The organism is Ralstonia sp. 22086 (genome assembly GCF_052045975.1).
Taxonomy (GTDB): domain Bacteria; phylum Pseudomonadota; class Gammaproteobacteria; order Burkholderiales; family Burkholderiaceae; genus Ralstonia; species Ralstonia wenshanensis.
This window is the reverse complement of the sequence record NZ_JBQEPZ010000001.1, coordinates 591626-614358: the sequence shown is the minus strand read 5'-3', so window position 1 is coordinate 614358 and position 22733 is coordinate 591626. Positions and strand designations below refer to the sequence as shown.

Sequence of the window (22733 nt, the reverse complement as noted above, 5' to 3'; positions counted from 1 at the left end):
TACTGCGGGCATCCTCGGTTCCACCAGAGACCGCCATGTCCGCCGTGCCTTACACCCCAATTTCGCAATCCGTTGAATCCGACGACGTGCTGCTGCGCCGCGCTCGCCACCGCGCCGGCGCTCGCCTGGGGTTCCGCATTCACCTGCTGTCGTTCTTGGCCGTGAACGCCGGGTTGGCGGCGATTGCGCTATCGCACGGGCAGTTCTGGTTTGTGTGGCCGCTGCTGGGCTGGGGGTTGGGCCTGGCTGCGCACGGCCTGAGCTTGGCCTGGAGCCAGGGCAACGGCTACCAGCGCATGGTCGATCAGGAACTCGCCCGTCTGCGCGAGCAGGCCGGCCGCCGTTAATGCGGGAAACCCCAAGCTTCAACCCCGGAGAACCGTCCGGTAAGATCGCCCGCATGTTCGCCAATGTGTCGCTCCCTTCGCTTGCAGACTGCCTGCACCTTGCCCGGCGCTGGGTGATCCGCTATGCGGTCATCATCGTCATCAATACGCTGATTGCGGCCGTGCTTGCGTTCGGTATCCGGCCAGAAGAGACCTTCTGGAAAGACTTCGTATTCAGCCAGGCGATCGGGCTGTCGATGTTCTCGTTGATCGGCATACCGCGCCACGTGCTCTGGGGTGACGGGCCGCCCAACAAAAAGGTGTTCCCGTGGATCATCGTGGGCGCTGTGCTGATCGGCGTGCCGTTTGGCCAGTGGATCGCGCGGACGATCCTGTGCTTGCACAACCCGAACCCGGAACCCTGGCGCGCCGACAGCCTGCGTATGAGCTTCATCATCGCCATGCTGGCCGCGCTGGGCGCCACGTATTACTACTGGTCGCGCGGCAAGCTGGCGGCATTGCAGCGCCAGGCCGCGCTGGATGCGCTGGAGCGCGAAGAGGCCGAGAAGCAGGTCGTGCGCGCGCAGTTGATGGCGCTGCAGGCGCAGATCGAGCCCCACTTCCTGTTCAATTCACTGGCCCACGTCGATGTGCTGATTGCGCGGGACCCGGCCGGCGCGCGGCGCCTGCTGCAGCATCTGATCGGCTTTCTGCGCAGCTCGCTCTCGCACGCGCGCGCCGAGCAGTGCACGCTGGCTCAGGAATTTGCGCTGCTGCGCGCGTATCTCGACATCCAGGCGTTGCGCTTTGGCAATCGCCTGCGTTTCTCCTTGGCGCTGGACGATGCCATCGCCAACATCGTCATCCCGCCGATGCTGATTCAGCCGCTGGTGGAAAACGCCGTGGTGCACGGCATCGAACCTGCGCGCGAGGGCGGGGAGATCGCCCTGTCTGCTCGCTTGGCTGCAGGCAGCGAGGGCGAGCGCCTCGTGCTGGAAGTGCGCGACACGGGCGTCGGTTTCGGCAACGACGGCGCCACGGGCTCGGGGCTGGGCCTTACGCACGTGCGCGAACGCCTGTCGCGCCTGTTTGACGGCGATGCGCGCCTGACCATCACCGAGACCGTGCCGCACGGCGTGACGATCATCGTCGAATTGCCGCTGGCGCACGAAACGTCGCCTGCACCGTCTCAACCCGACGCGCCGGAATGGCGCTGCCGCTTCTCGCGCTCAACCGCCAACGCCACCGGCGCGCTCTCATCGCGCGCATCCGCCGGAACCTGATCGATGCCTGCTTCCCCACGCGTGCTCATTGCCGACGACGAACCGGCACTGGCTGAAAACCTCGTCGCTGAGCTGACGGCGCTCTGGCCCGATGCCACGCTGCTGCCGGCCGTGCACGACGGCCAATCCGTGCTCGACGTGATCGACGATGCGGCCGACGGGCAGGCGCCCGATGTGGTCTTTCTCGACATCCGCATGCCGGGGTTGTCGGGCATTGACGTAGCGCGCGAGCTGTCGCAGCGGGAAATGCGTCCGCTGGTGGCGTTCGTGACCGCATATGACCAGTTCGCGCTCGACGCCTTTGAGCAAGCCGCGGTCGACTACGTGCTCAAGCCCGTTCAGACCGAGCGCCTGGCCGAGACCGTCAAGCGGCTGAAGGACCGGCTCGGCGCGCGCCCGAACGGCAACGCCGGCGCCACTGCCGCCACGGACCCAGCGCAGACGCTGGCTGAACTCGTCGAGCGCCTTGCCGGGCTGCAGGGCGCTGCCCAAACGCGTGCCACCCCGCAGGGCGGCTATCTGCGCTTCATCAAGGCGCTGGTCGGGCAGGAGGTGCGCTTCATCCCCGTGGATGACGTGATCTACTTGGAAGCGACCGACAAGTACGTCAACGTGGTGGCCGGCAGTGGCGAATCCCTTATTCGTACCAGCCTGCGCGATTTGCTGACCCAGTTGGACCCCGAGCACTTCTGGCAGGTGCATCGCGGCACGGTGGTCAACGTGGCGCATGTGTCGAGTGCCGTGCATCTGTCGCTGGGCCGCCTGGGGCTGAAGATACGCGGGCGCGCGGAGACGCTGCCGGTGGCGCGGCAATACGCGCATTTGTTCCGGCAGATGTAGTCGCCGCAGGGGCGGGTCCGCTATGATCCTTCGTGTCGTCAACGGATCGAGAGAGCGAGAGCACCCGCCATGGAGACACCAGCCGCACGCCCCGCCAGCCACGTTGCCGAGCCACGCCACGGCGGCCAGATTCTTGTTGATGCACTGGTGGCCCACGGCGTCGATGTGGCCTTCGGCGTGCCCGGCGAGAGCTACCTCTCGGTGCTCGAAGGCTTCTACCAGCGCCGCGACCGCGCACGCTTCATCGTCTGCCGGCAAGAGGGCGGCGCCGCCAACATGGCGGATGCCTACGGCAAGCTCACCGGCCGCCCCGGCATCGTCTTCTGCACACGCGGGCCGGGCGCCGCCAACGCCAGCATTGGCGTCCACACAGCGTTTCAAGACTCCACGCCGCTGATCCTCTTCATCGGCCAGGTCGGCCGCGATTTCGTCGATCGCGAAGCGTTCCAGGAAATCGACTACCGCCGCATGTTCGGGCAGATGGCCAAGTGGATCGCGCAGATCGATAGCGTCGAGCGCATCCCCGAATACATCGCACGCGCTTTCCAGACCGCCACCGCGGGCCGCCCCGGCCCGGTTGTGCTGGCGCTGCCCGAAGACATGCTGACCGACGTCGCCACCGTGGCCGATGTGCCGCCAATGCCTCGCGCGATGGCGTGGCCCGGCCCGCATGACCTTGCGCAACTGAAGACGCTGTTGCAGAACGCCGAGCGGCCGATGCTGCTGCTGGGCGGTTCCGGCTGGACGCCGCAAGCAGCCGCGCGCATGCAAGCCTTTGCCGAGCGCTGGAATCTGCCCGCAGGCTGCGTGTTCCGCCGGCAAGACCTGTTCGACAACCGCCACCCGAATTACGCCGGAGATGTCGGTATCGCCATCAACCCGAAGCTCGCGGCGCGCGTCAAAGACGCCGACTTGGTACTCGCCATCGGCACACGCCTGGGCGAGATGACAACCTCGGGCTATACGCTCTTCGAGGTGCCACGTCCGAAGCAGACGCTTATTCATGTGCATGCCGGCGCGGAAGAGTTGGGACGCGTCTACCAGGCCGACCTGATGATCCACGCGTCGATGCCCGCGATGGCCGAAGCGCTGGATAGTATGTCGCCTGATGCGCCGCCGCGGTGGTCCGACTGGACAGAAGCCGCCAACGCCGACTACCGCGCCAACATCGCGCCGCCGCCGTTCGGTGGCAAGGGCATCGATATGGCCCGTGCCATGCAATGGCTGCGCGAGCGCCTTCCGCACAACAGCATTCTGACCAACGGCGCGGGCAACTACGCCACCTGGCTGCATCGCTTCTATCAATATGGTGCGCTGGCGTCGGGCTCGCGTACGCAGCTCGCGCCGACGAGCGGGGCGATGGGCTATGGAGCGCCCGCCGCAGTGGCGGCAAAAATCATCTGCCCTGACACGCCCGTCATCTGCATGGCTGGCGACGGTTGCTTCCTGATGAACGGCCAGGAGCTGGCGACCGCCATGCAGTACAACGCGCCGGTGATCTTTATCGTGGTCAACAACGGCATGTACGGCACCATCCGCATGCACCAGGAGCGCGAGTACCCCGAGCACGTGAGCGGGACCGAGCTGCGCAACCCCGACTTTGCCGCGCTCGCCAGAGCCTACGGCGCCCAGGGGCATACGGTACGTTCGCTCGAAGGCTTTCAGTCGGCGGTGGAAACCGCGCTGGCGGCAAGCGTTGCGTCCGTCATTGAGGTGCAGACCGATCCGAACATCATCAGCCCGCGCGCGACGATCGATTCGTTGCGTGCACAGTCGCGCAGTTGATTCCGCTTTTCGCTTTTCTGTTTTTGCTAACGCCAAACCATCCATTGCCATGACGATGATTCCCGTGACTGATTTGTGCGACATGCACGAAGACAAGCTGGTGTACGGCAGCCTGCGTGTGCTTACGCCGGTGTTCCGCAGCTTTGGCAAGCGCGCCGCGTTTGCCGGCCCGGCTTCCACGCTCAAGGTGTTTGAAGACAACGGCCTGGTACGCGCCGCGCTGGAAGAGCAGGGCGCTGGCCGCGTGCTGGTGATTGACGGCGGCGGCTCGCTGCGCTGCGCGCTGGTGGGCGGCAACCTCGGCAAGCTGGCCGAAGAGAACGGCTGGGAGGGCATTCTGCTCAACGGCTGCGTGCGCGATACGCGCGAGCTGGCCGAATGCAACGTCGGCATCCACGCACTGGCGGTGCACCCACGCAAGAGCATCAAAAAGAACGCCGGGCAGCGCGAAGTGGGCGTGCAGATGCCGGGCGCGTACATCCAGTCTGGCGAGTGGGTCTATGCCGACGAAGACGGCGTGCTGGTCTCGCAGGACATGCTGGAATGATCCGCGCCAACGCCATCCACGTGTTCGTCTACGGCACGCTGCGTGCCGGCGAGGCGAACGATCTGCGGGTTGCCGCGGCCAAGCGCGGCATTCCCGAGCCGGAGCTGCTCGGTACTGCCATGTTGCATGGCCGACTGTATGACTTTGGCGCGTATCCCGGGCTCGTGCTCGATCCGACTGGCACCGCCGTGCGCGGCGATGTGTATCGCATCGATGCGGCGCTCGTCCCCGTGCTGGACGAGATCGAAGAGGTCTACCCCGGCGGCGATGCGCTGTTCCTGCGCGAGAACCACGCCGTCATGCTGGGTAGCGAACCGGTCGATTGCATTGTCTATCCGGTTAGCCCGCAGCACATTGCCGGGCGGCCCGCCATCACCGGTGGAGACTGGGTGGCGCATCGCCTGTCTCGAGGTTGATTCCGATTTGGAGGGGGAGGGGCGCACGATATAATTCGCGCGCTGTTCGTTCGAGCAGCCGGGTTTAGCAGCCCACAAGATGTGCCATCTAGACGGACAATGTCCGGTGCTTGTGCACGCCTATCCTTTATGGCGGGCCGGGCGGTGAGACCTTCGGGTCTGCCGGTTTCTAGATGGCCGGTCTGCTAACGCCGTCGTCAGGCCCGCCACCCTCGTTTAGCAGCGAGCGGCTGGCCTCTTCATCTAGGAGACGTCATGTCTTTCGCAGCAAGCGGGCATCGCCCCGCGTCTTACCCCTCGCCACCGCCCTGCATCTCCCGGCATCCGTTTTCCGGAGGTGCACATTGAGCGCGCTACGCCATTACCAATCGGGTGCCCTGGCAGCCAAGGATTTCCTCTGTCGCACGCACATCGAAGCGCGTGCCGGCCGGCGCTTCGTGGCCATGCGGTTGCGCTCGAAGATCGACGGCATCACGCACGCGCTGCCCCGCGAGTTCCGCGCCGGTTTCATCGATGCGATCTATCTGTTCGTAGCCGCGGCCCTGTAGGGCAAGGCGCCAGATGTTCTGCAGTGGGCCGTTTTGGCCGAAATAGAGCGGGCGTCCTGAGTCCACACACTCAATCATCGCCATTCTGAACGCCGCATCTGCGGCGTTTTTTGTGCCCCGGTGATGTGACGGACAGATGCCCCCGATTTTTCACAATGCGGAAAGGGGTTTTGGTCCGCAAAAATTCTGCATCGCACAGCACCATCATGTTCTTTCATGATAGAAAAAATCTTTCCGCATCATGAAACACGGTGAGTAAGTCATTGAAAGATATGAGGTAAAAACTTCAATTCCTGCGCATGTTCTCCTTGTTGCGCTGCACCGGCCATTTCTACACTCTTATATAAGACATATGACCTGAGCCACCTGGCTGCGCCCCAAGAAGGTGCGAGCGGCTCAAGGCGCAGAGTGAGTTACCCGGTTTTTATTTGATGGATGCGATCAAACAGGAGAGTGCGATGTCACGCGAACTCGAAGTGCAAAAGCTGCAGAAGGAATGGGATACCAACCCGCGTTGGAAGGGCATCAAGCGTGGTTACACCGCTGAAGATGTCGTGCGCCTGCGCGGTTCGCTGCAGATCGAACACACGCTGGCCAAGCGTGGTGCCGAAAAGCTGTGGAACCTGATCAACAATGAGCCCTTCGTCAACGCGCTGGGCGCGCTCACGGGCAACCAGGCCATGCAGCAGGTCAAGGCTGGCCTGAAGGCGATCTATCTGTCGGGCTGGCAGGTGGCGGGCGATGCCAACAGCAACGGCGAGATGTATCCGGACCAGTCGCTGTACTCGGTGGATTCGGTGCCCAAGGTCGTCAAGAAGATCAACAACACGTTCCAGCGCGCTGATCAGATCCAGTGGTCGGAAGGCAAGGACGACATCGACTTCTTCGCACCGATCGTGGCGGATGCGGAAGCCGGTTTCGGCGGCGTGCTGAACGCGTTCGAACTGATGAAGGCCATGATCGAGGCCGGTGCCGCCGGCGTGCACTTTGAGGACCAACTGGCCGCCGTGAAGAAGTGCGGGCACATGGGCGGCAAGGTGCTGGTGCCGACGCGTGAGGCCGTGAGCAAGCTCGTGGCCGCGCGTCTGGCTGCTGACGTGATGGGCGTGCCGACTGTGCTGATCGCCCGCACCGACGCAGAAGCTGCCGACCTGCTGACCACCGATGTGGACGAGAACGACAAGCCGTTCTGCACCGGCGAGCGCACCGTCGAAGGTTTCTACCGCACCAAGCCGGGTCTGCAGCAGGCCATTTCGCGCGGTCTGGCGTATGCGGAAGTGGCCGACCTCGTGTGGTGCGAAACCGGTAAGCCCGATCTGGAATACGCCAAGAAGTTTGCCGAGGCCATCCACGCCAAGTTCCCTGGCAAGATGCTGGCCTACAACTGCTCGCCGTCGTTCAACTGGAAGAAGAACCTGGACGACGTGACGATCGCCCGCTTCCAGAAGGAACTCGGCGCGATGGGCTACAAGTTCCAGTTCATCACGCTGGCGGGTTTCCATGCCCTGAACTACTCGATGTTCAACCTGGCCTACGGCTATGCCCGCAACCAGATGAGCGCGTTCGTGGAGCTGCAAGAGGCCGAGTTCAAGGCGGCGGAAAAGGGCTTCACGGCGGTGAAGCACCAGCGCGAAGTCGGCACGGGCTACTTCGATGCCGTGACGCAGACCATCGAGCGCGAGGCGTCGACCACGGCGCTGAAGGGCTCGACGGAAGACGAACAATTCTTCGAAGAAACGGCGCAAGCCAAGAAGGTGGCCTGAGGTTGCCGACGCATCCGGCATCCAGGCTCCCGGGCCGGCCGTGCTGACCACACACCGGCCTCTCGAACCGCGCTTCCTCAACGGCGCGGTTTTTTTTCGTCTGTGCGATTGCGGCTCTTAGTGCGGTGCGTTGCGGTGCGGCGTGGCCGATCAGGCGCGCTTGAAAATCGATTCCAGATCCAGCGCCGATGTGGGAGTCGCGTGCAGGTCGAGCGAGTGCTCGATGTGCTCCAGATGCTCGCGCATCAGGTCGTGCGCGCGCGCGGCATCGCCGGTGGCAATCGCTTCGGTCAGGGTGTCGTGCTCGTGCTCGGGGCAGGCGGGCAGGCCGGGGCGGTCATAGAGCGTGATGATCAGGCACGTGCGCGACACCGCTTCGCGCGTGAGCCGTTCCAGCACATGGTTGCCGGCCATCTCGGCAATCAGGACGTGATATTCGCCGGATAGACGGATGGTGGCCGCGCGGTCGCCGCGTTCGCGTGCCGCGTGTTCCGCCGCAATGTGTTCGCGCAGGCGTTTGGCTTTTGCCGGCGTGCATGCGTTTGCCAGCATGCTGGCCAGTTCGGGTTCGATGATGCGGCGGGTCTGGAAAACGTCGCGCGCCTCTTTTACGGAAGGCTGCGCGACGAACGCGCCCTTGTTGGGCACGAGGGTCACCAGATGCTCATGCGCCAGCCGGGCCAGCACCTGGCGGATGCGCGGCCGGCCCGCGCCGGTGGCTTCGCACAGCCGCTCTTCGACCAGCTTGGTGCCGGCCGGCAGTCGGTGCTCCATGATGGCCGTCAGCAGGCCCTGGTAGATCGGTTCGGCAGCCGGTTGGCTGTCGGCAGGTTCCCGTGCGGGTGCGGGCATGGCAGGTGGCGGTGCAGAAGAAAAAGCGGAATGGTGCATGGTAGCAAATGCGCCACTCCGCCTTGCACTACGCCAGTGCAAACGGAGCAAGCATTCCGGTATAGGGTTTCGGAAGCGGCCGCGCCCAGTCGCCGCGCTTGCTGGTGGAAAGCCGCATGCCGACCAGCGCCTCGACCAGCTTTACCGCAGCCACCACGCCGTCGATGACAGGCACGCGCAGCTCGGCGCTCAGGTCTTCACACAGGTCTGCCATGCCGGCACAGCCGAGCACGATGCAGTCGCTGCGGTCTTGCGCAAGCGCGCTGCGGCAGGCGTCGAGGATGATCTGGCGTGCGTTGGAGCCGGGCTTCTCCAGGTCCAGCACGGGCAGGTCGCTTGCGTGGACGTTGCGGCACGCATGCCGCATGCCGTAGCGCTCTGCCAGGTGCCACGCCATGCCGACGGTGCGCTCCAGCGTCGTCACGACGCTGAAGCTGTTGCCGATCAGGCTGGCCATGTGCATGGCGGCTTCAGCAATGCCGATCACGGGGCCGTGCGCGAGTTCACGTGCGGCGTAGAGGCCCGGGTCGCCAAAGCAGGCGATGACGTAGGCGTCGGCGCCATCGCATTCGCCGTGGCGGATTTCTTCCAGGATGCCGGGCACCGAGAGCGCCTCGTCGTAATGGCTTTCAATGGAAGCCGGGCCCATCTTCGGGCTCACCGCCGTGATGCGCGTGCCCGATGCGGCCGCGGCTTGCGCGCAGCGGCCGATGAGCGCGGTCATGCTCGTCGTGGTGTTGGGGTTGATGATGCGGATGTCCATGTTCTTGACGCGTGGATGATTCGGATTAGCGGGTGAGGGTGCCTTGCTTGCGGCTGAGCACGGTGTAGAGCACCAGCGCGATGCCCACGCCGATGAACCAGCTGTAGTTGGCCAGCGCGTGCAGCCGTTCGAAGACCACGCAGGCCATCGGGATCAGCGCGGACGGGATCAGCGTCAAAACGGCAGCCGGGTTGTAGCCGTTGCGGTACCAGTAGCGGCCGGTGGGGCGCAGCGTGTAGAGATCGTCGACATGCACCTGCTGCCGGTGCACGAAGTAGTAGTCCGCGATCAGGATGCCGAACAGCGGGCCGATGAACGCGCCCAGCACGTCGATCGTGTAGTGGATCACCTCGGGGTTGTTGTAGAGGTTCCAGGGCGTGATGAAGATCGACGCGACCGCCGCAATCATGCCGCCCGTGCGCCAGCTGATGTGTTGCGGCGCCACGTTGGAAAAGTCGAACGCCGGCGACACGAAGTTGGCGACGATGTTGATGCCGATGGTCGCGATCATGAACGTGAGCGCGCCCAGCACCACGGCCGTGATGTTGTCGATGCGGGCAACGACGGCGACGGGGTCGGAGATCATCTCGCCAAACACCGGCAGCGTGGCCGACGTGGTGATGACAGTCAGCAGCGCGAAGCCGAGGAAGTTGACCGGCAGCCCCCAGAAGTTGCCGCGTTTGACTGAGGTGAAATCCTTGCCGTAGCGTGAGAAGTCACCGAAGTTCAGCATCGGGCCAGAGAAGTACGACACCACCAGCGCGATCCCGCCCAGCACCACTGGCACCGCATCCCAGCCCTCGTATTTGAGGAAGGAAAGCGTGAGGTTGATGTTGTTCCAGCCGGCCTTGTGCACGAGCCATGCGGCCAGCGCGATCATCACCACGTACACCGCCGGGCCCGCCCAGTCGATGAACTTGCGGATCGATTCCATGCCGTGCCAGAACACGAACGCCTGCAGCACCCACAACAGCATGAACGCCGCCCAACCGAGCGTCGACAGGCCCACAAAGCCATGCTGCGCCACGTCGGCATACGGTGCGAGTTGCGGCATGAACTTCAGCGCCAGCACCAGGAACGCGCTCGATGCCAGATAGGTCTGGATGCCGTACCACGCCACCGCGATCAACCCGCGGATGATGGCCGGAATGTTTGCGCCCAGCACACCGAACGACGCGCGGCAGATCACCGGATACGGCGTGCCGGTCGCCTGGCTGGGTTTGGCGACGAGGTTGCAGAACACCTGCACGATGACGATGCCCACCAGCAGCGCGAACAGCACCTGCAGGCTCGACAGGCCCAGCGAGAACAGGCTCGCTGCCGTCAGATAACCGCCCACGCTGTGCACGTCGGACATCCAGAACGCGAAGATGTTGTAGGTGCCCCAGGTCTGCTTGCGTAGCGGGGCGAGGTCTTCGTTGGTAAGCCGCGGGTCGTAATGCGGTTTGATGACGACGTTGGGATGCGCGTGTGGCGAATCAACCGCCTGCGCCGCCGAAGCGGTGGTGCTGGTCATGCTGTCTCCTTTGGTTTTGCCGGTTTCCAAGCCGTTCAGGCGTTGTGCGCAAAAATGTACACAACATGTTTTTGTTTTGTGTACAAAGTTGTATGCGCCAGCAAGACAAGAGTCAAGGAGAAAAAAAAAGCCGCCTCAAAAGGCGGCTATTTATCGTGCGGGCAGGGTGAGACTTCAGCGATAGACAATCACTGGAATCTCGGTGTGCGTGAGCACCTTCTGCGTTTCGCTGCCGAGCAGCAGCCCGGCCAGCCCGCGCCGGCCGTGGGATGCCATGAAGATGACGTCGCAGCCATGGCGCTCGGCCGCGTCGATGATGCCCATGTAAGGCACGGCAAAGCAGCTCATGTCGGTGTCGCAGTTGATGCCGGCGCTGCGGGCGGCATCTTCAACGTCCTTGAGCACCACGCGCGCCTGTGCTTCGACGCGCTCCTTGAACGCCTGGGGCGTCTCCACGACGATCTCGGAGAACGGTGTGTACGGGTATTCCTCAAGGCAGGTGTAGGCCGTCAGACGCGCGCCCAGCGTCTTGGCAAAGTCGAGCGCGCCCGCCACCGCCTTGCGCGACAGCTCGGAACCATCGGTGGGGATGAGGATGTGCTGGAACATGCGGCCTCCTGAGTGGGATGCGGAAGACGTTCTTGTCCTGATTGTAGGCCGCACGCGGTGTTTCACCCACTCGGGGTGATTGCTAATCCATTCCGATGATGGCGTCTGCCCGGCGCCAATAGGCCGGGTTGCCATACGTGTTCTTGAGGAAATCGATAAAGAGGCGCACGCGCAGCGGCAGATGCTTGCGCTGCGGAAACACCGCGTGGATGCCGATCGGCGGCGCTTCAAAGGCATCGAGCACCGTCACCAGCTTGCCCGTGGCAATGTCGTGCCCGACCTCCCACCAGGAGCGCCACGCCAGGCCATAGCCTTGCAGGCACCACTCGCGCAGCACGGCGCCGTCCGTGCATTCCATCGTGCCGGACACCTTGACGGTGACGGCCTTGCCGCCTTGCTGGAAGACCCAGCCGCGCTGCACGTTGGCGCTGGCGCCGAAGGCCAGGCAGTTGTGCGTCGAAAGCTGCTCAACCTGCGTCGGAACGCCGCGGCGCTCGAGATATGACGGTGCGGCCACCACCACGCGGCGGTTTTCCCACAGGCGGATCGACACGAGGCTCGAATCGGGCAGATCGCCCAGGCGGATCGCGCAATCGAAGCCTTCGTTGACGAGGTCGACCACCCGGTCGCCCAGGTCCAGCGTCATCGAAACATCCGGGTGGGCCTCGATAAAGTCCGGCACCATGGGCGCGACATGGCGGCGGCCAAAACCGGCGGGGGCGGTCACACGCAGGTGCCCGCTGGCTTTTACGCCACCGGCAGAGACGCTTGCCTCGGCGTTGTGCAGGTCGTTGAGAATCCGCTGGCAATCCTCCAGGAATGCCGAACCCTCGAACGTGAGGGTGATGCGCCGCGTGGTGCGCACCAGGAGCTTGACGCCCAGGCGTTCTTCCAGCGCGTCGATGCGGCGCCCGATGATGGCAGGCGCCACGCCCTCAGCGGCGGCGGCGGCGGATAGGCTGCCGCGTGTTGCGACGGCGACAAAGGTTTCGAGCTGCTTGAAATGATCCATGCCTGATGTATACCGTGGCAACCGAGGTCTGCGGGATTGTGACGAATATAAAGGTTATCACTCGTCATTCCATCAGTAAAAGTCAAAGATCAAGTGACCATTGGCGTCTTTGTGCGGTGCGTCAGCTTTTCTACAATGGCCCTCGTTGCGAAGGTCGGCAAGGCGTTCTGCGTGATGGAACGCCCAATTGCGGGGCCTTCGGGTCCGTGGAGCTTCAGATGCGTTCGATTCGCGCGGTGGTCTTCGATGCCTATGGCACGTTGTTTGACGTGTACTCCGTGGCCGCGCGTGCCGAGCAACTGTTTGCCGGCAAGGGCGAGGCGCTGTCGGTGCTGTGGCGCGACAAGCAGATCGATTACACGCGCATCCGCTCGCTGGCCGGTCCCTCGGGCGAACACTACAAGCCGTTCTGGGACATCACCGTCGATGCGCTGCGCTATGCCGCGGCACGCCTGGGCGTCGAGCTTTCCGCCCACGACGAGGCCACGCTGATGCGCGAATATGCGTGCCTGTCTGCGTTTCCCGAGAACGTGCCCGCGCTGCGCCGCCTGCGTGAGATGGGCTTGCCGCTGGGCATCCTCTCCAACGGCAACCCGCAGATGCTCGACATTGCCGTGAAGAGTGCGGGGATGTCCGGGCTGTTCGATCACGTGCTGTCGGTCGATGCGGTCAAGCTCTACAAGACTGCGCCGCAAGCCTATGCGCTGGCGCCACAGGCGTTTGGTGTGCCGGCGGAACAGATTCTGTTTGTCTCGTCCAATGGTTGGGATGCCTGCGGCGCGACGTGGTACGGCTTCACAACGTTCTGGATCAACCGCCTGGGGCATCCGCCCGAGGCGCTCGACGTGGCGCCCACCGCGGCCGGCCACGACATGCGCGATCTGCTGCAGTTCGTGCAGGCAACACAAGCGACTTAAGGCATTGCATTCAATCGGTCCAGCCATAGGACCAAAGTAAGACCAAAACGCGTTCAACCCTCACATCATCCTCTGGAGAACAACCATGGCGCTCACGCTGCCCCAAGGCATGGAGATCAAGGCCGAGATTCTGCCGGCCTACGAAGACATTCTGACCCCCGAAGCGCTGGCGCTGGTTGCCAAGCTGCATCGTGCCTTCCAGCCGCGTCGTAAAGAGCTGCTGGCTGCCCGTGTCGAGCGCGCCAAGCGCCTGGACGCCGGCGAGCGCCCGGATTTCCTGCCGGAAACGAAGGCTGTGCGTGAAGGCGACTGGAAGGTCGCCCCGATTCCGCCGGCACTGCACTGCCGCCGTGTGGAAATCACTGGCCCGGTCGATGCCAAGATGGTCATCAACGCGTTCAACTCGGGCGCGGACAGCTACATGACCGACTTCGAAGATTCGAACTCGCCGAGCTGGCATAACCAGATCCAGGGCCAGGTCAACCTGAAGGCCGCCATTCGCCGCACGCTCACGCTGGAGCAGAACGGCAAGACCTACAAGCTCAACGACAAGATCGCCACGCTGCAAGTGCGTCCGCGCGGCTGGCACCTGGACGAGAAGCATGTGCTGATCGACGGCGAGCGCGTTTCCGGCGGCATCTTCGACTTTGCGCTGTTCCTGTTCCACAACGCCCGCGAGCAGATCGCTCGTGGCGCCGGCCCGTTCTTCTACCTGCCGAAGATGGAAAGCCATCTGGAAGCGCGCCTGTGGAACGACATCTTCGTGATGGCGCAGAACGAGATCGGTCTGCCGCAAGGCACGATCAAGGCCACCGTGCTGATCGAAACCATCCTCGCCGCGTTCGAGATGGAAGAAATCCTGTACGAACTGCGCGAGCACAGCGCTGGCCTGAACGCTGGCCGTTGGGACTACATCTTTTCGTGCATCAAGAAGTTCAAGGTCGACAAGAACTTCTGCCTGGCCGACCGCGCCAAGGTGACGATGACCTCGCCGTTCATGCGCGCCTACGCGCTGCTGCTGCTCAAGACCTGCCACAAGCGTGGTGCGCCCGCCATCGGCGGCATGAGCGCGCTGATCCCGATCAAGAACGATCCGGAGAAAAACGCCGTGGCCATGGCCGGCATCATCGGCGACAAGAAGCGCGACGCGACCGACGGCTACGATGGTGGCTGGGTGGCGCACCCGGGTCTGGTCGAGCCAGCCATGAAGGAATTCGTGGCAGTGCTGGGCGACAAGCCGAACCAGTTCGAGAAGCAACGCCCGGACGTGGACGTGAAGGCAGCCGACCTGCTGGACTTCCAGCCGGAAACGCCGATCACCGAAGCCGGCCTGCGCATGAACATCAACGTCGGCATCCACTACCTGGGCGCCTGGCTGGCCGGCAACGGTTGCGTGCCGATCCACAACCTGATGGAAGATGCCGCCACGGCCGAGATCTCGCGCTCGCAAGTGTGGCAATGGATTCGCTCGCCCAAGGGCAAGCTGGAAGACGGCACCAAGGTCACGGCTGAACTGGTGCGCAAGCTGATCCCGGAAGAATTGGCCAAGGTGAAGGAGACGGGCGCGGTGGGCCACTTTGACCGCGCTGCAGAAATCTTCGAACAAATGTCGACGTCGGAAGACTTTGCAGAATTCCTGACGCTGCCGCTGTACGAAGAAATCTGAAGGCAAGCGACGCTTAAAGCGCGCAGAGGAAACGCCGGCCGGGGCAACCCGCCGGCGTTTTTCTTTTGCCGCAAGGCCGGTCAAGCCGCGCGATAATGTCACGAAATCTTTCGGAGGCCGCTTTGCGCTTTGAACACCTGGTGGAAGTCAACGATCCACTGAACCCCCTCATCGACACGCTGACCCTGAACCAGATCTGGCAAGGCCTGGTATTGCGCGTGCGCGAGCAAACCGAATTTGTCGAAAGCCTGGACGAATGCATCATCACCGCTGAGGGCGACGGCTGGGTCGAACGCGAGCTCGTTTTCGGCAAGGCGCGCATCCAGGATCGCGTGACGCTCGAGCCGCACAAGCGCGTGACCTACACCACCGCGGCCACCGGCGAACACGCTGGTGGGTCGCTGACCATGACGATCGAGAGCAACGAAGCCAACGCCGCGTTCATCCGTTTCGTCTACGACACCACGCTGCCCAACGCCGACGAAACTGGCGACACGCGCTACGCCGAGATCGTCAAATCCGCCTATCGCGAATCCGACATCGACACCGTGCGCCGCATCCGCGAGATTGCCGCCACCGGCCGCCTCGGCTGACGTGTCCCGCTCAGCCGGCGCTGGAGGAGGCGCCGGCCGGGTTGCTTTGCTTGCCTTTGGTCGTCTCACACATCACAACAACGAGACCATGACGACATTCACGCCCACCCTGGAGGCCCTGCGCGCACGTTACGGCGAGCGCTTCAAGTGGCTCGTTCTCTTCACGCTGATGGTGGGGGCGGTGTCCTCCGTCATCTCGGCCACCATCGTCAACGTGGCGATTCCCGATCTGAGCCGGCATTTCGTGCTCGGGCAGGAACGCGCGCAATGGGTGTCGGCCAGCTTCATGGTGGCGATGACCTTGTCGATGCTGCTGACGCCCTGGCTGCTGCTGCGCTTCGGGCTGCGTCGCACGTTCATCGGTGCGTTGCTGCTGCTGGGTGTGGGCGGACTGGCGGGCGGTCTGTCTCCCAACTACGAAGTGATGATCGCCATGCGGGTCGTGGAAGGCATTGCGGCAGGCATCATGCAGCCGCTGCCCAACATCCTGATCCTGCGTGTGTTTCCCGAACGGGAGCAAGGCAAGGCGTTCGGCCTGTTCGGCTTTGGCGTTGTGCTGGCCCCAGCCGTGGGCCCGAGCGTGGGCGGTTTCCTGGTGGAGTTGTTCGGCTGGCGCTCGATCTTCTTCGTGGTGATGCCGTTTACGTTGATTGGGTGGGCGATGGCGCGGCGCTTCATGGCCGTCAACTCGTCGATGGCGGGCGAGCCCAAACCGCTTGATTGGCGCGGCCTGCTGCTCATCGGCGGTGCAACCGTCACGCTGCTCAACGGCCTGGTCGCGCTGCATGGCAATGCGACGCACGGCATCGTGCTGATGGTCGTGTCGGCTGTGTGTGTCGGGGGCTTCGTATTCTGGCAGCGGCGGGTGGAGTCGCCGTTGTTGAACCTGCGGCTCTTCAGCTATCGGCAGTTTGCGATGGGGGCGGTGGTGGCCTTCATCTACGGGGCGGGGCTGTACGGTTCGACGTACCTGGTGCCGGTGTATATGCAGGTGGCGCTGGCCTATGCGCCGTCGCGCGCGGGGTTGGTGCTGCTGCCCGCAGGCCTGGTGCTGGCCGTGACGATCATGCTGGCGGGGCGGCTGACCAATCGAATCGAGCCATTCCGGCTGGTGTCGTTTGGGCTGGCAGCGCTGGCGCTCTCGTTCTTCCTGATGGCGACCAACACGCGGGCAACAAGCTATCTGCTGCTGATCGCCATCGCCGTCATTGGGCGGATCGGGCTTGGCTTCGTGCTGCCATCGCTGAGCCTTGGCGCCATGCGTGGTGTCGATTTCACGTTGATTGCGCAAGGCTCCAGCGCTGTCAATTTCCTGCGCCAGTTGGGTGGGGCGATCGGCGTGTCGGCCACGGGGATTTTTCTGCAATGGCGGCTCGCCGTGCGCGGTATCGAAACCGTGCATGGTCAGGCGGTCGACCCCGAGGCACGCATCCTGGCTTTCGACGAGACGTTCATCTTTCTCGGCACGCTGTGCGCGCTGGCCTTGCTGGCCGCGTGGCGCATGCGCCGCCGAGAGCTGCCATCCGCCATTCCTGCGGCGCAATAAAAAACCGGGCGCGGGGCCCGGTTCTTCCTTTAGCGATTCGACGCTCAGGTCGTTGCGCCGCTCTTCAGTTCTTCGACGAGGTCGATGTACTTTTGCTTGGCTTCGTCCTGCGACGTGCCTTTCAGGCCTTCCCAGGCCTCAAACTTGTAGCGGCCGACGATGTCGGTAAAGCCCGGCTTGTCGCCGTGTGCGTCACCTTCGGCGCCTTGCTTGTACAGCGCATACAGGCGCAGCAACGTCATGTTGGCGGGGCGCTCGGAGAGGCCCTTTACGTCGATTTGGGCTTGGTCGAAACGGGCTTGCAAGTCGCTCATGATGATTCCCGGCTGAAAACAATGGTCTGGCGATGATAGCGCCGGGGTTGTATGGCTGGGCCGTTTGAATTCGAGGCCGGCTTCGGTTTTTTGCGCAACTTTTGGCCCGGTTTCCCGAGGCGCAGCCACGGGTTTGCGCCTTCGGGCGCCACACCAGCCGGTACAATGCCGCCATGCCCTGGATTCTTGCTTTCGATACCTCCACCGAGTTCTGTTCCGTCGCCCTTGGTGACGGCACGCGCACGCTGTTCCGTCATGAACACACCGGTCCGCGCTCCAGTAGCCGCGTGCTGCCGGCGGCATCCGAGTTGCTGGCCGAGGCGGGCATCGCCCTGGCTGATTGTGCGGCGATTGCCTTTGGCGCCGGCCCTGGTTCGTTCACCGGTTTGCGCACGGCATGCGGCGTCGCGCAGGGTTTGGCGTTTGGTGCGGACTTGCCCGTCGTGCCGGTCAATTCCCTCGTCGCTTGCGCAGAACAGACGCGCGCAACGCTGCCGGCCGGCACGGCCGTGACCATCGCCCTCGATGCGCGCATGGAAGAGTGCTACTGGGCCAGCTTCGTACCCGCCGATGCGGCCCAGGACGCCTCGGGCTGGCATGCACTTTCGCCCATCCAGGTAAGCGGGCCGCATAGCGTTGCCGCGCCGCCGCAAGCGTACTGGCTGGCGGGCAATGCCGCAGCAGTGTTCGGCGAACAGTTGAGCATTGCGGCAGGCGCTGCCGCTGTGTTGCCGGAAGTCGCGCCGCACGCCCGCGAGATCATCGCCGTGGGTCTGCGCCTTTTGGCTGCCGGCCATACGGTGCGGCCCGAAGATGCGGCGCCGCTGTATGTGCGTGACAAGGTCGCGCTCACCATTGAAGAGCGGCAGGCTGTGCAACAGGCTAAGGCTGCCGCAGCGGGTGCACAGCCATGAGCCTGATCGAGAACACGCTGGCCGGCGTTATCGCGCAAGCGCCGTTGCCTGCGGGCTGGCGTGCGGAGCGCATGACCGCACGCGATCTGGCTGGCGTCGCGGCGGTCGAGCAGGCGGCGTTCACGTTTCCCTGGTCCCGCGGCAACTTTGAGGATTCGCTCAAGTCCGGTCACCTCGGCATTGTCCTGCGGGATGGCGGCAACGAGGTCGCGGGCTATTTGATCCTCATGCCGGTGGTCGACGAGATGCACCTGCTCAACGTGACCGTGGCGCCGGCGTGGCAGCGGCAAGGGCTGGGCCGTTGGCTGCTGCGTCTGGCAACGGCGCTCACGTTGGTGCATGGTTTCGGCAGCCTGCTGCTGGAGGTACGCCCCTCCAACATCGGCGCGATTGCGCTGTATCACCGTGTCGGGTTTGCCGAGATCGGTCGGCGCAAGCGCTATTACCCGGCTGAAAACAACACGCGCGAAGATGCGCTCGTCATGCGCATGGTGTGTGAAGCGAGCGGGGTGGAGGCTGCATGAATCGTCGATCCCGAATGCTGGAAGCGCTGGGCGTTTCGACCGAATGGACATTGCGCGGGGCTGAGCCGGCTGCGGACGAGGCCGTCGAGGTGGCCGTTGCAGAGCCGGTTGCCGCGGAGGCTGAAGCCCCCGTGTTTGCGGCTGCAGAGCCTGCGGCTGCGCGAGTCGAGCCGCCTGTCATCGAGGCGCCGCCGGATTCGGCTGCCCCGCGCGCCCAGCGCATCGCCGCATTCGATTGGGCGCAGCTCGAAGCCGCCGTTTCCAACTGCACGTCGTGCAAGCTGTGCGAGCGCCGCACAAACACCGTATTCGGCGTTGGTGACCGTCAGGCCGAATGGATGCTGATCGGTGAAGCGCCGGGCGAGCAGGAAGACAAGCAGGGCGAACCGTTCGTCGGCCAGGCCGGCAAGCTGCTCGACAGCATGCTGCGATCGATCGGCCTGTCGCGCGAAAAAGGCGTGTTCATTGCCAACGTGCTCAAGTGCCGCCCACCCGGCAATCGGGATCCGGAGCCGGACGAAGCAGCGATGTGCGATCCGTATCTCAAACGTCAGATTGCGCTGGTCAAGCCGCGCATCATCGTCGTGCTGGGTCGCATTGCTGCGCAGAACCTGCTGCAGACGCAAACGCCTGTCGGCAAGCTGCGCGGCAAGGTGCATGAAGTGGAAGGCGTGCCCGTGGTGGTGACCTATCACCCGGCCTATCTGCTGCGGACGCTGACAGACAAGGCGCGTGCATGGGAAGACCTGTGTCTGGCGCGCAAGATCTACGCGGAGCGCGGCGGCCAGTAAGCCCCGTCCGGCGGGGCGGGCACTGCGTCAGTGGTGCTTGTCTTCGCCGATGAGCGCGGCGGTGTGGAACAGCTTTTCGTTGACGCGATGCCGGCGCATGACCAGCGCCATCGTCAGGCAGACGAAGATGCCGAACGATACGATCACCACGCCCACCGACACGTTCAGCTTGATGAGCAGCGCGTACAGGCACAGCATCAGCAGCACAGACACGTTCTCGTTGAAGTTCTGCACCGCAATCGAGTGCCCGGCAGAGAGCAACACATGCCCGCGGTGCTGCAGCAGCGCGTTCATCGGCACCACGAAAAAGCCCGACATGGCGCCCACCAGCATCAGGAACAAGTAGGCAATCATCATGTACAGCGGCAGCTTCATCCCGCCGATGTGGAACGTGATTTCCGGGATCGTGTGCTTCGTGTAGAACGCCATCAGCATGACCACCGCGCCCATTGCCACGCCCACCGGCAGCACGTCGAGCGAGCGGCGCAGCGGGATTTTGACGGCGGCAGCCATGGCGCCGGCGGCCACCCCCACGGCCACGACGGCCTGCAGAATGGCGCCCTGCGAGAGGTTCAGTTCCAGCGATTGTTCAGCCCACTTCAGCACGATGAACTGCAGCGTGGCGCCAGCACCCCAGAACAGTGTCGTCACGGCCAGGGAGATCTGGCCCAGCTTGTCGTGCCACAGGGCGTTGAAGCAGTCGGCAAACTCTGAAACCAGACGTACCGGGTTCTTTTCCTGCTGCGGATAGCGTGCGCCGGTATCGGGAATGCGCGTGTTGAACAGTGCCGCGATCAGGTAGATCACCATGATCACCAGCATGGCCGCTTCGGCCGGGGTGTTGATGCGCTCCAGCCCAGGAATGTCGAACGACAGCAGCCACGCCGATACATGGTTCGAGATCAACGCGCCGCCTAGCACGGTGCCCAGGATGATCGAGCCGACGGTCAGGCCTTCGATCCACCCATTGGCGGCAACAAGTTTTTCAGGGGGAAGGAGTTCGGTAAGGATGCCGTACTTGGCCGGCGAATACGCCGCCGCACCGAAGCCGACCACACCGTAGGCGAGCAACGGGTGCAGGCCGGAAAGCATCACGCCACAACCAATCAGCTTGATGGCATTGGTGATGAGCATCACCTTGCCCTTGGGCCGGGAATCTGCAAACGCGCCCACGAAAGCGGCAAGTAGAACGTAAGAGAGCACGAAGAACAACTTGAGCAGCGGGGTCATCCACTGCGGCGCATGCATCTCTGTCAGAAGGGCGATGGCGGCAATAAGCAGCGCATTGTCGGCGAGCGACGAAAAAAATTGCGCCGCCATGATGGTGTAAAAGCCCTTCTTCATACCTTCGAATTCGTCCCCGTAGACCGCGGTGCCATGTTCGTCTTCACGTCGTGCCGGCAACGTGCCGGTACCGGGAAGCGCCCCCTCGAGGTGCCGGCCAGGCGATGCATCGGCTGACCCGCCGCGCAGCGCACAGGTGCGCGGTGGAGGCCTTGAAGCCAGCGCCCGCGCGGGCTCCCCGGATTGTGGTTCCCTTGGGCGGGGCCCGTCCGGTGCTGCAAAACATGCATCGCCGGGCAACCGCGGGAATCTTCACTGACAGGCGTTGGGGCCATGCGTTCCGCCCGCAGCTTGTTTTGGTCTCGCCTGTTTGCATGGTCAAACCGGATGTGACGCCATCGCGCAAAAAGAAGTGGCTGGTGCCCAACTTTCTCCATGCCGGCAGCGCATCACGACGGTTTCCCATGCCTAAATTGAACGGCTTTATATCACGAAACTTGTGCGCTCCCGGTGACGGCGGCGCACTTTCTTTTTTGGCAGGCTCATGACAGGCGCGAACCAGTTGGCGTCCTGTGGTCAAATAGAACGCTCACCGCGTGAGGCCGGGCGCACGGCCCGCTCACAGCCTATTTGCCTGTTGCATTGCAGCACCGACGCCGCGCCACGAGCGCGCCATCGCATTCACGTTTTGCAGGTTTGCCGTCATGCCAAGACCCATCCAGGCCGTCATCCACGGCCCAGCACTTGCCAATAATCTCCAGGTTGCCCGCCGCCATGCGCCCAATTCGCGCGTGTGGGCTGTCGTTAAAGCCAACGCGTATGGCCACGGCATCGAACGCGCGTATGAAGGTCTGCGCCAGACCGATGGTTTCGGTCTGCTCGATCTGGACGAGGCCGTCCGCCTGCGCCAACTCGGGTGGCAGGGGCCGGTTCTCTTGCTCGAAGGTTTTTTCAAGCCGGAAGATCTGGCCATCGTCGAGCAATACCGCCTGACCACCACCGTTCACTGCGAAGAGCAACTGCGCATGCTGGAACTGGCGCGCCTGAAGGGCCCCATCAGCGTGCAGCTCAAGATCAATACGGGCATGAGCCGCCTGGGCTTCGCGCCCGCCGCCTACCGCGCTGCATGGGAACGCGCCCGCGCCATTTCGGGCGTCGGCACGATCGTCCACATGACGCATTTTTCCGATGCCGACGGCCCGCGTGGCATCGAGCATCAACTTGTCGCGTTTGAGCAGGCTACGCAAGGTTTACCGGGCGAGGCGTCGCTTTCCAACTCCGCGGCCACGCTGTGGCATCCGAAGGCGCATCGCGACTGGGTGCGCCCGGGCGTGATCATGTACGGCGCATCGCCGACGGGCGTAGCGGCGGACATTGAGGGCACGGGCCTGATGCCCGCCATGTCGCTCAAGAGCGAGCTGATCGCCATCCAGGATCTGCAGCCGGGCGCGACGATCGGTTACGGCTCGCGCTTTACCGTGGAGCACCCGATGCGCATCGGCATCGTCGCGTGCGGTTATGCCGATGGTTACCCGCGCCATGCGCCGGGCTGGGACGGCAACCATACGCCGGTGCTGGTCGATGGTGTGCGCACGCACATCGTGGGCCGCGTGTCGATGGACATGATTACCGTTGACCTGACCGGCGTGCCCGAGGCGCGTGTCGGTACGCCCGTCACGCTGTGGGGCGAAGGTTTGCCGATCGACGACGTCGCACACGCTTCCGGCACTGTCGGTTATGAGCTGATGTGCGCACTGGCGCCGCGCGTGCCCGTGTCGGTCGAGCCGGTCAGCACGGCAGACGCCAGCGACCTGGGCAAGGCTGCCTGAGCGCGGCACCATCAATACAAAGATCAAGCGGCCGCCGCCCAGGCGCGGTGCCGCAA

Annotated in this window: 23 protein-coding genes; 16 read left to right on the top strand and 7 right to left on the bottom strand. The window is 63.9% G+C overall.

What is annotated here, in order from left to right:
* Positions 1 to 35 precede the first annotated feature (35 nt).
* From ACTJK6_RS02850 to aceA, 8 genes are all read left to right on the top strand, one after another.
* Positions 36 to 347: a 2TM domain-containing protein gene (locus ACTJK6_RS02850; protein WP_440838303.1), complete on the top strand. Its 312-nt coding sequence runs from the start codon at positions 36 to 38 to the stop codon at positions 345 to 347.
* Positions 347 to 1609 carry a sensor histidine kinase gene (locus ACTJK6_RS02845; protein ID WP_440838302.1) on the top strand — a complete coding sequence of 421 codons (1263 nt, stop codon included), beginning with the start codon at positions 347 to 349 and terminating at the stop codon, positions 1607 to 1609. Before ACTJK6_RS02850 ends, ACTJK6_RS02845 begins: the two co-directional genes overlap by 1 nt.
* Positions 1610 to 1612: 3 nt before the next feature.
* Positions 1613 to 2449 (top strand): LytR/AlgR family response regulator transcription factor, encoded by an 837-nt coding sequence (locus ACTJK6_RS02840; RefSeq protein ID WP_260802569.1) that lies wholly within the window; start codon positions 1613 to 1615, stop codon positions 2447 to 2449.
* A 69-nt stretch (positions 2450 to 2518) separates the two neighbouring features.
* Positions 2519 to 4234, top strand: a complete 1716-nt coding sequence (locus ACTJK6_RS02835; protein ID WP_440838301.1) for a thiamine pyrophosphate-binding protein — start codon at positions 2519 to 2521, stop codon at positions 4232 to 4234.
* A gap of 49 nt (positions 4235 to 4283) precedes the next feature.
* Positions 4284 to 4781 carry a ribonuclease E activity regulator RraA gene (gene rraA / locus ACTJK6_RS02830; protein WP_027677514.1) on the top strand — a complete coding sequence of 166 codons (498 nt, stop codon included), beginning with the start codon at positions 4284 to 4286 and terminating at the stop codon, positions 4779 to 4781.
* The gene (locus tag ACTJK6_RS02825; protein ID WP_316881254.1) at positions 4778 to 5197 is read left to right on the top strand and encodes a gamma-glutamylcyclotransferase family protein; all 420 of its coding nucleotides are present in this window, start codon (positions 4778 to 4780) and stop codon (positions 5195 to 5197) included. The genes rraA and ACTJK6_RS02825 overlap by 4 nt, the downstream gene beginning before the upstream one ends.
* Positions 5198 to 5541: 344 nt before the next feature.
* Positions 5542 to 5745: a hypothetical protein gene (locus ACTJK6_RS02820; RefSeq protein WP_440838300.1), complete on the top strand. Its 204-nt coding sequence runs from the start codon at positions 5542 to 5544 to the stop codon at positions 5743 to 5745.
* A 458-nt stretch (positions 5746 to 6203) separates the two neighbouring features.
* The gene (aceA, locus tag ACTJK6_RS02815; protein ID WP_004626576.1) at positions 6204 to 7508 is read left to right on the top strand and encodes an isocitrate lyase; all 1305 of its coding nucleotides are present in this window, start codon (positions 6204 to 6206) and stop codon (positions 7506 to 7508) included.
* 150 nt (positions 7509 to 7658) lie between these two features.
* On the opposite strand, the gene ACTJK6_RS02810 is transcribed toward aceA, so the two are convergent.
* The 5 genes from ACTJK6_RS02810 to ACTJK6_RS02790 form a co-directional block, all read right to left on the bottom strand.
* The gene (locus ACTJK6_RS02810) at positions 7659 to 8399 is read right to left on the bottom strand and encodes a GntR family transcriptional regulator (RefSeq protein WP_433867198.1); all 741 of its coding nucleotides are present in this window, start codon (positions 8397 to 8399) and stop codon (positions 7659 to 7661) included.
* A 28-nt stretch (positions 8400 to 8427) separates the two neighbouring features.
* A complete protein-coding gene (locus ACTJK6_RS02805) occupies positions 8428 to 9162 on the bottom strand; it encodes an aspartate/glutamate racemase family protein (protein ID WP_260802565.1) in 735 nt (244 codons plus the stop codon).
* Positions 9163 to 9187: 25 nt separating this feature from the next.
* Positions 9188 to 10678, bottom strand: a complete 1491-nt coding sequence (locus ACTJK6_RS02800) for an NCS1 family nucleobase:cation symporter-1 (RefSeq protein WP_232042678.1) — start codon at positions 10676 to 10678, stop codon at positions 9188 to 9190.
* A 174-nt stretch (positions 10679 to 10852) separates the two neighbouring features.
* Complete coding sequence (locus ACTJK6_RS02795; protein WP_048932252.1) at positions 10853 to 11287, bottom strand: universal stress protein; 435 nt, start codon at positions 11285 to 11287, stop codon at positions 10853 to 10855.
* An 82-nt stretch (positions 11288 to 11369) separates the two neighbouring features.
* A complete protein-coding gene (locus ACTJK6_RS02790) occupies positions 11370 to 12299 on the bottom strand; it encodes a LysR family transcriptional regulator (RefSeq protein WP_232042679.1) in 930 nt (309 codons plus the stop codon).
* Positions 12300 to 12517: 218 nt separating this feature from the next.
* Between ACTJK6_RS02790 and ACTJK6_RS02785 the strand changes: the two genes are divergently transcribed.
* The 4 genes from ACTJK6_RS02785 (at position 12518) to ACTJK6_RS02770 (ending at position 17021) form a co-directional block, all read left to right on the top strand.
* A complete protein-coding gene (locus ACTJK6_RS02785; RefSeq protein WP_004626582.1) occupies positions 12518 to 13216 on the top strand; it encodes a haloacid dehalogenase type II in 699 nt (232 codons plus the stop codon).
* Between the two features lie 85 nt (positions 13217 to 13301).
* Positions 13302 to 14882, top strand: a complete 1581-nt coding sequence (gene aceB, locus ACTJK6_RS02780) for a malate synthase A (protein ID WP_440838299.1) — start codon at positions 13302 to 13304, stop codon at positions 14880 to 14882.
* Between the two features lie 122 nt (positions 14883 to 15004).
* The gene (locus tag ACTJK6_RS02775) at positions 15005 to 15475 is read left to right on the top strand and encodes an SRPBCC family protein (RefSeq protein WP_232042998.1); all 471 of its coding nucleotides are present in this window, start codon (positions 15005 to 15007) and stop codon (positions 15473 to 15475) included.
* Positions 15476 to 15563: 88 nt separating this feature from the next.
* Positions 15564 to 17021, top strand: coding sequence for a DHA2 family efflux MFS transporter permease subunit (locus tag ACTJK6_RS02770; protein ID WP_440838298.1), 1458 nt, complete (start codon positions 15564 to 15566; stop codon positions 17019 to 17021).
* A gap of 44 nt (positions 17022 to 17065) precedes the next feature.
* Here the strand turns inward: ACTJK6_RS02770 and ACTJK6_RS02765 are convergent, their stop codons facing one another.
* A complete protein-coding gene (locus ACTJK6_RS02765; RefSeq protein ID WP_004626591.1) occupies positions 17066 to 17335 on the bottom strand; it encodes an acyl-CoA-binding protein in 270 nt (89 codons plus the stop codon).
* A 173-nt stretch (positions 17336 to 17508) separates the two neighbouring features.
* Here ACTJK6_RS02765 and tsaB point away from each other — a divergent pair, with 173 nt between their 5' ends.
* From tsaB to ACTJK6_RS02750, 3 genes are read left to right on the top strand one after another with little or no spacing between them, the layout of a single operon-like run.
* Entirely contained in the window at positions 17509 to 18249 is a 741-nt protein-coding gene (tsaB, locus tag ACTJK6_RS02760) for a tRNA (adenosine(37)-N6)-threonylcarbamoyltransferase complex dimerization subunit type 1 TsaB (RefSeq protein WP_232042682.1), read from the top strand.
* Positions 18246 to 18773, top strand: coding sequence for a ribosomal protein S18-alanine N-acetyltransferase (gene rimI / locus ACTJK6_RS02755; RefSeq protein WP_322016621.1), 528 nt, complete (start codon positions 18246 to 18248; stop codon positions 18771 to 18773). The genes tsaB and rimI overlap by 4 nt, the downstream gene beginning before the upstream one ends.
* The gene (locus tag ACTJK6_RS02750; protein ID WP_440818313.1) at positions 18770 to 19564 is read left to right on the top strand and encodes a uracil-DNA glycosylase; all 795 of its coding nucleotides are present in this window, start codon (positions 18770 to 18772) and stop codon (positions 19562 to 19564) included. The genes rimI and ACTJK6_RS02750 overlap by 4 nt, the downstream gene beginning before the upstream one ends.
* A gap of 27 nt (positions 19565 to 19591) precedes the next feature.
* On the opposite strand, the gene lplT is transcribed toward ACTJK6_RS02750, so the two are convergent.
* Positions 19592 to 20908, bottom strand: a complete 1317-nt coding sequence (gene lplT / locus ACTJK6_RS02745; RefSeq protein WP_440476702.1) for a lysophospholipid transporter LplT — start codon at positions 20906 to 20908, stop codon at positions 19592 to 19594.
* 644 nt (positions 20909 to 21552) lie between these two features.
* On the opposite strand from lplT, the gene alr reads away from it, so the two are divergent.
* Entirely contained in the window at positions 21553 to 22677 is a 1125-nt protein-coding gene (gene alr, locus ACTJK6_RS02740) for an alanine racemase (protein WP_440838297.1), read from the top strand.
* Positions 22678 to 22733 lie beyond the last annotated feature (56 nt).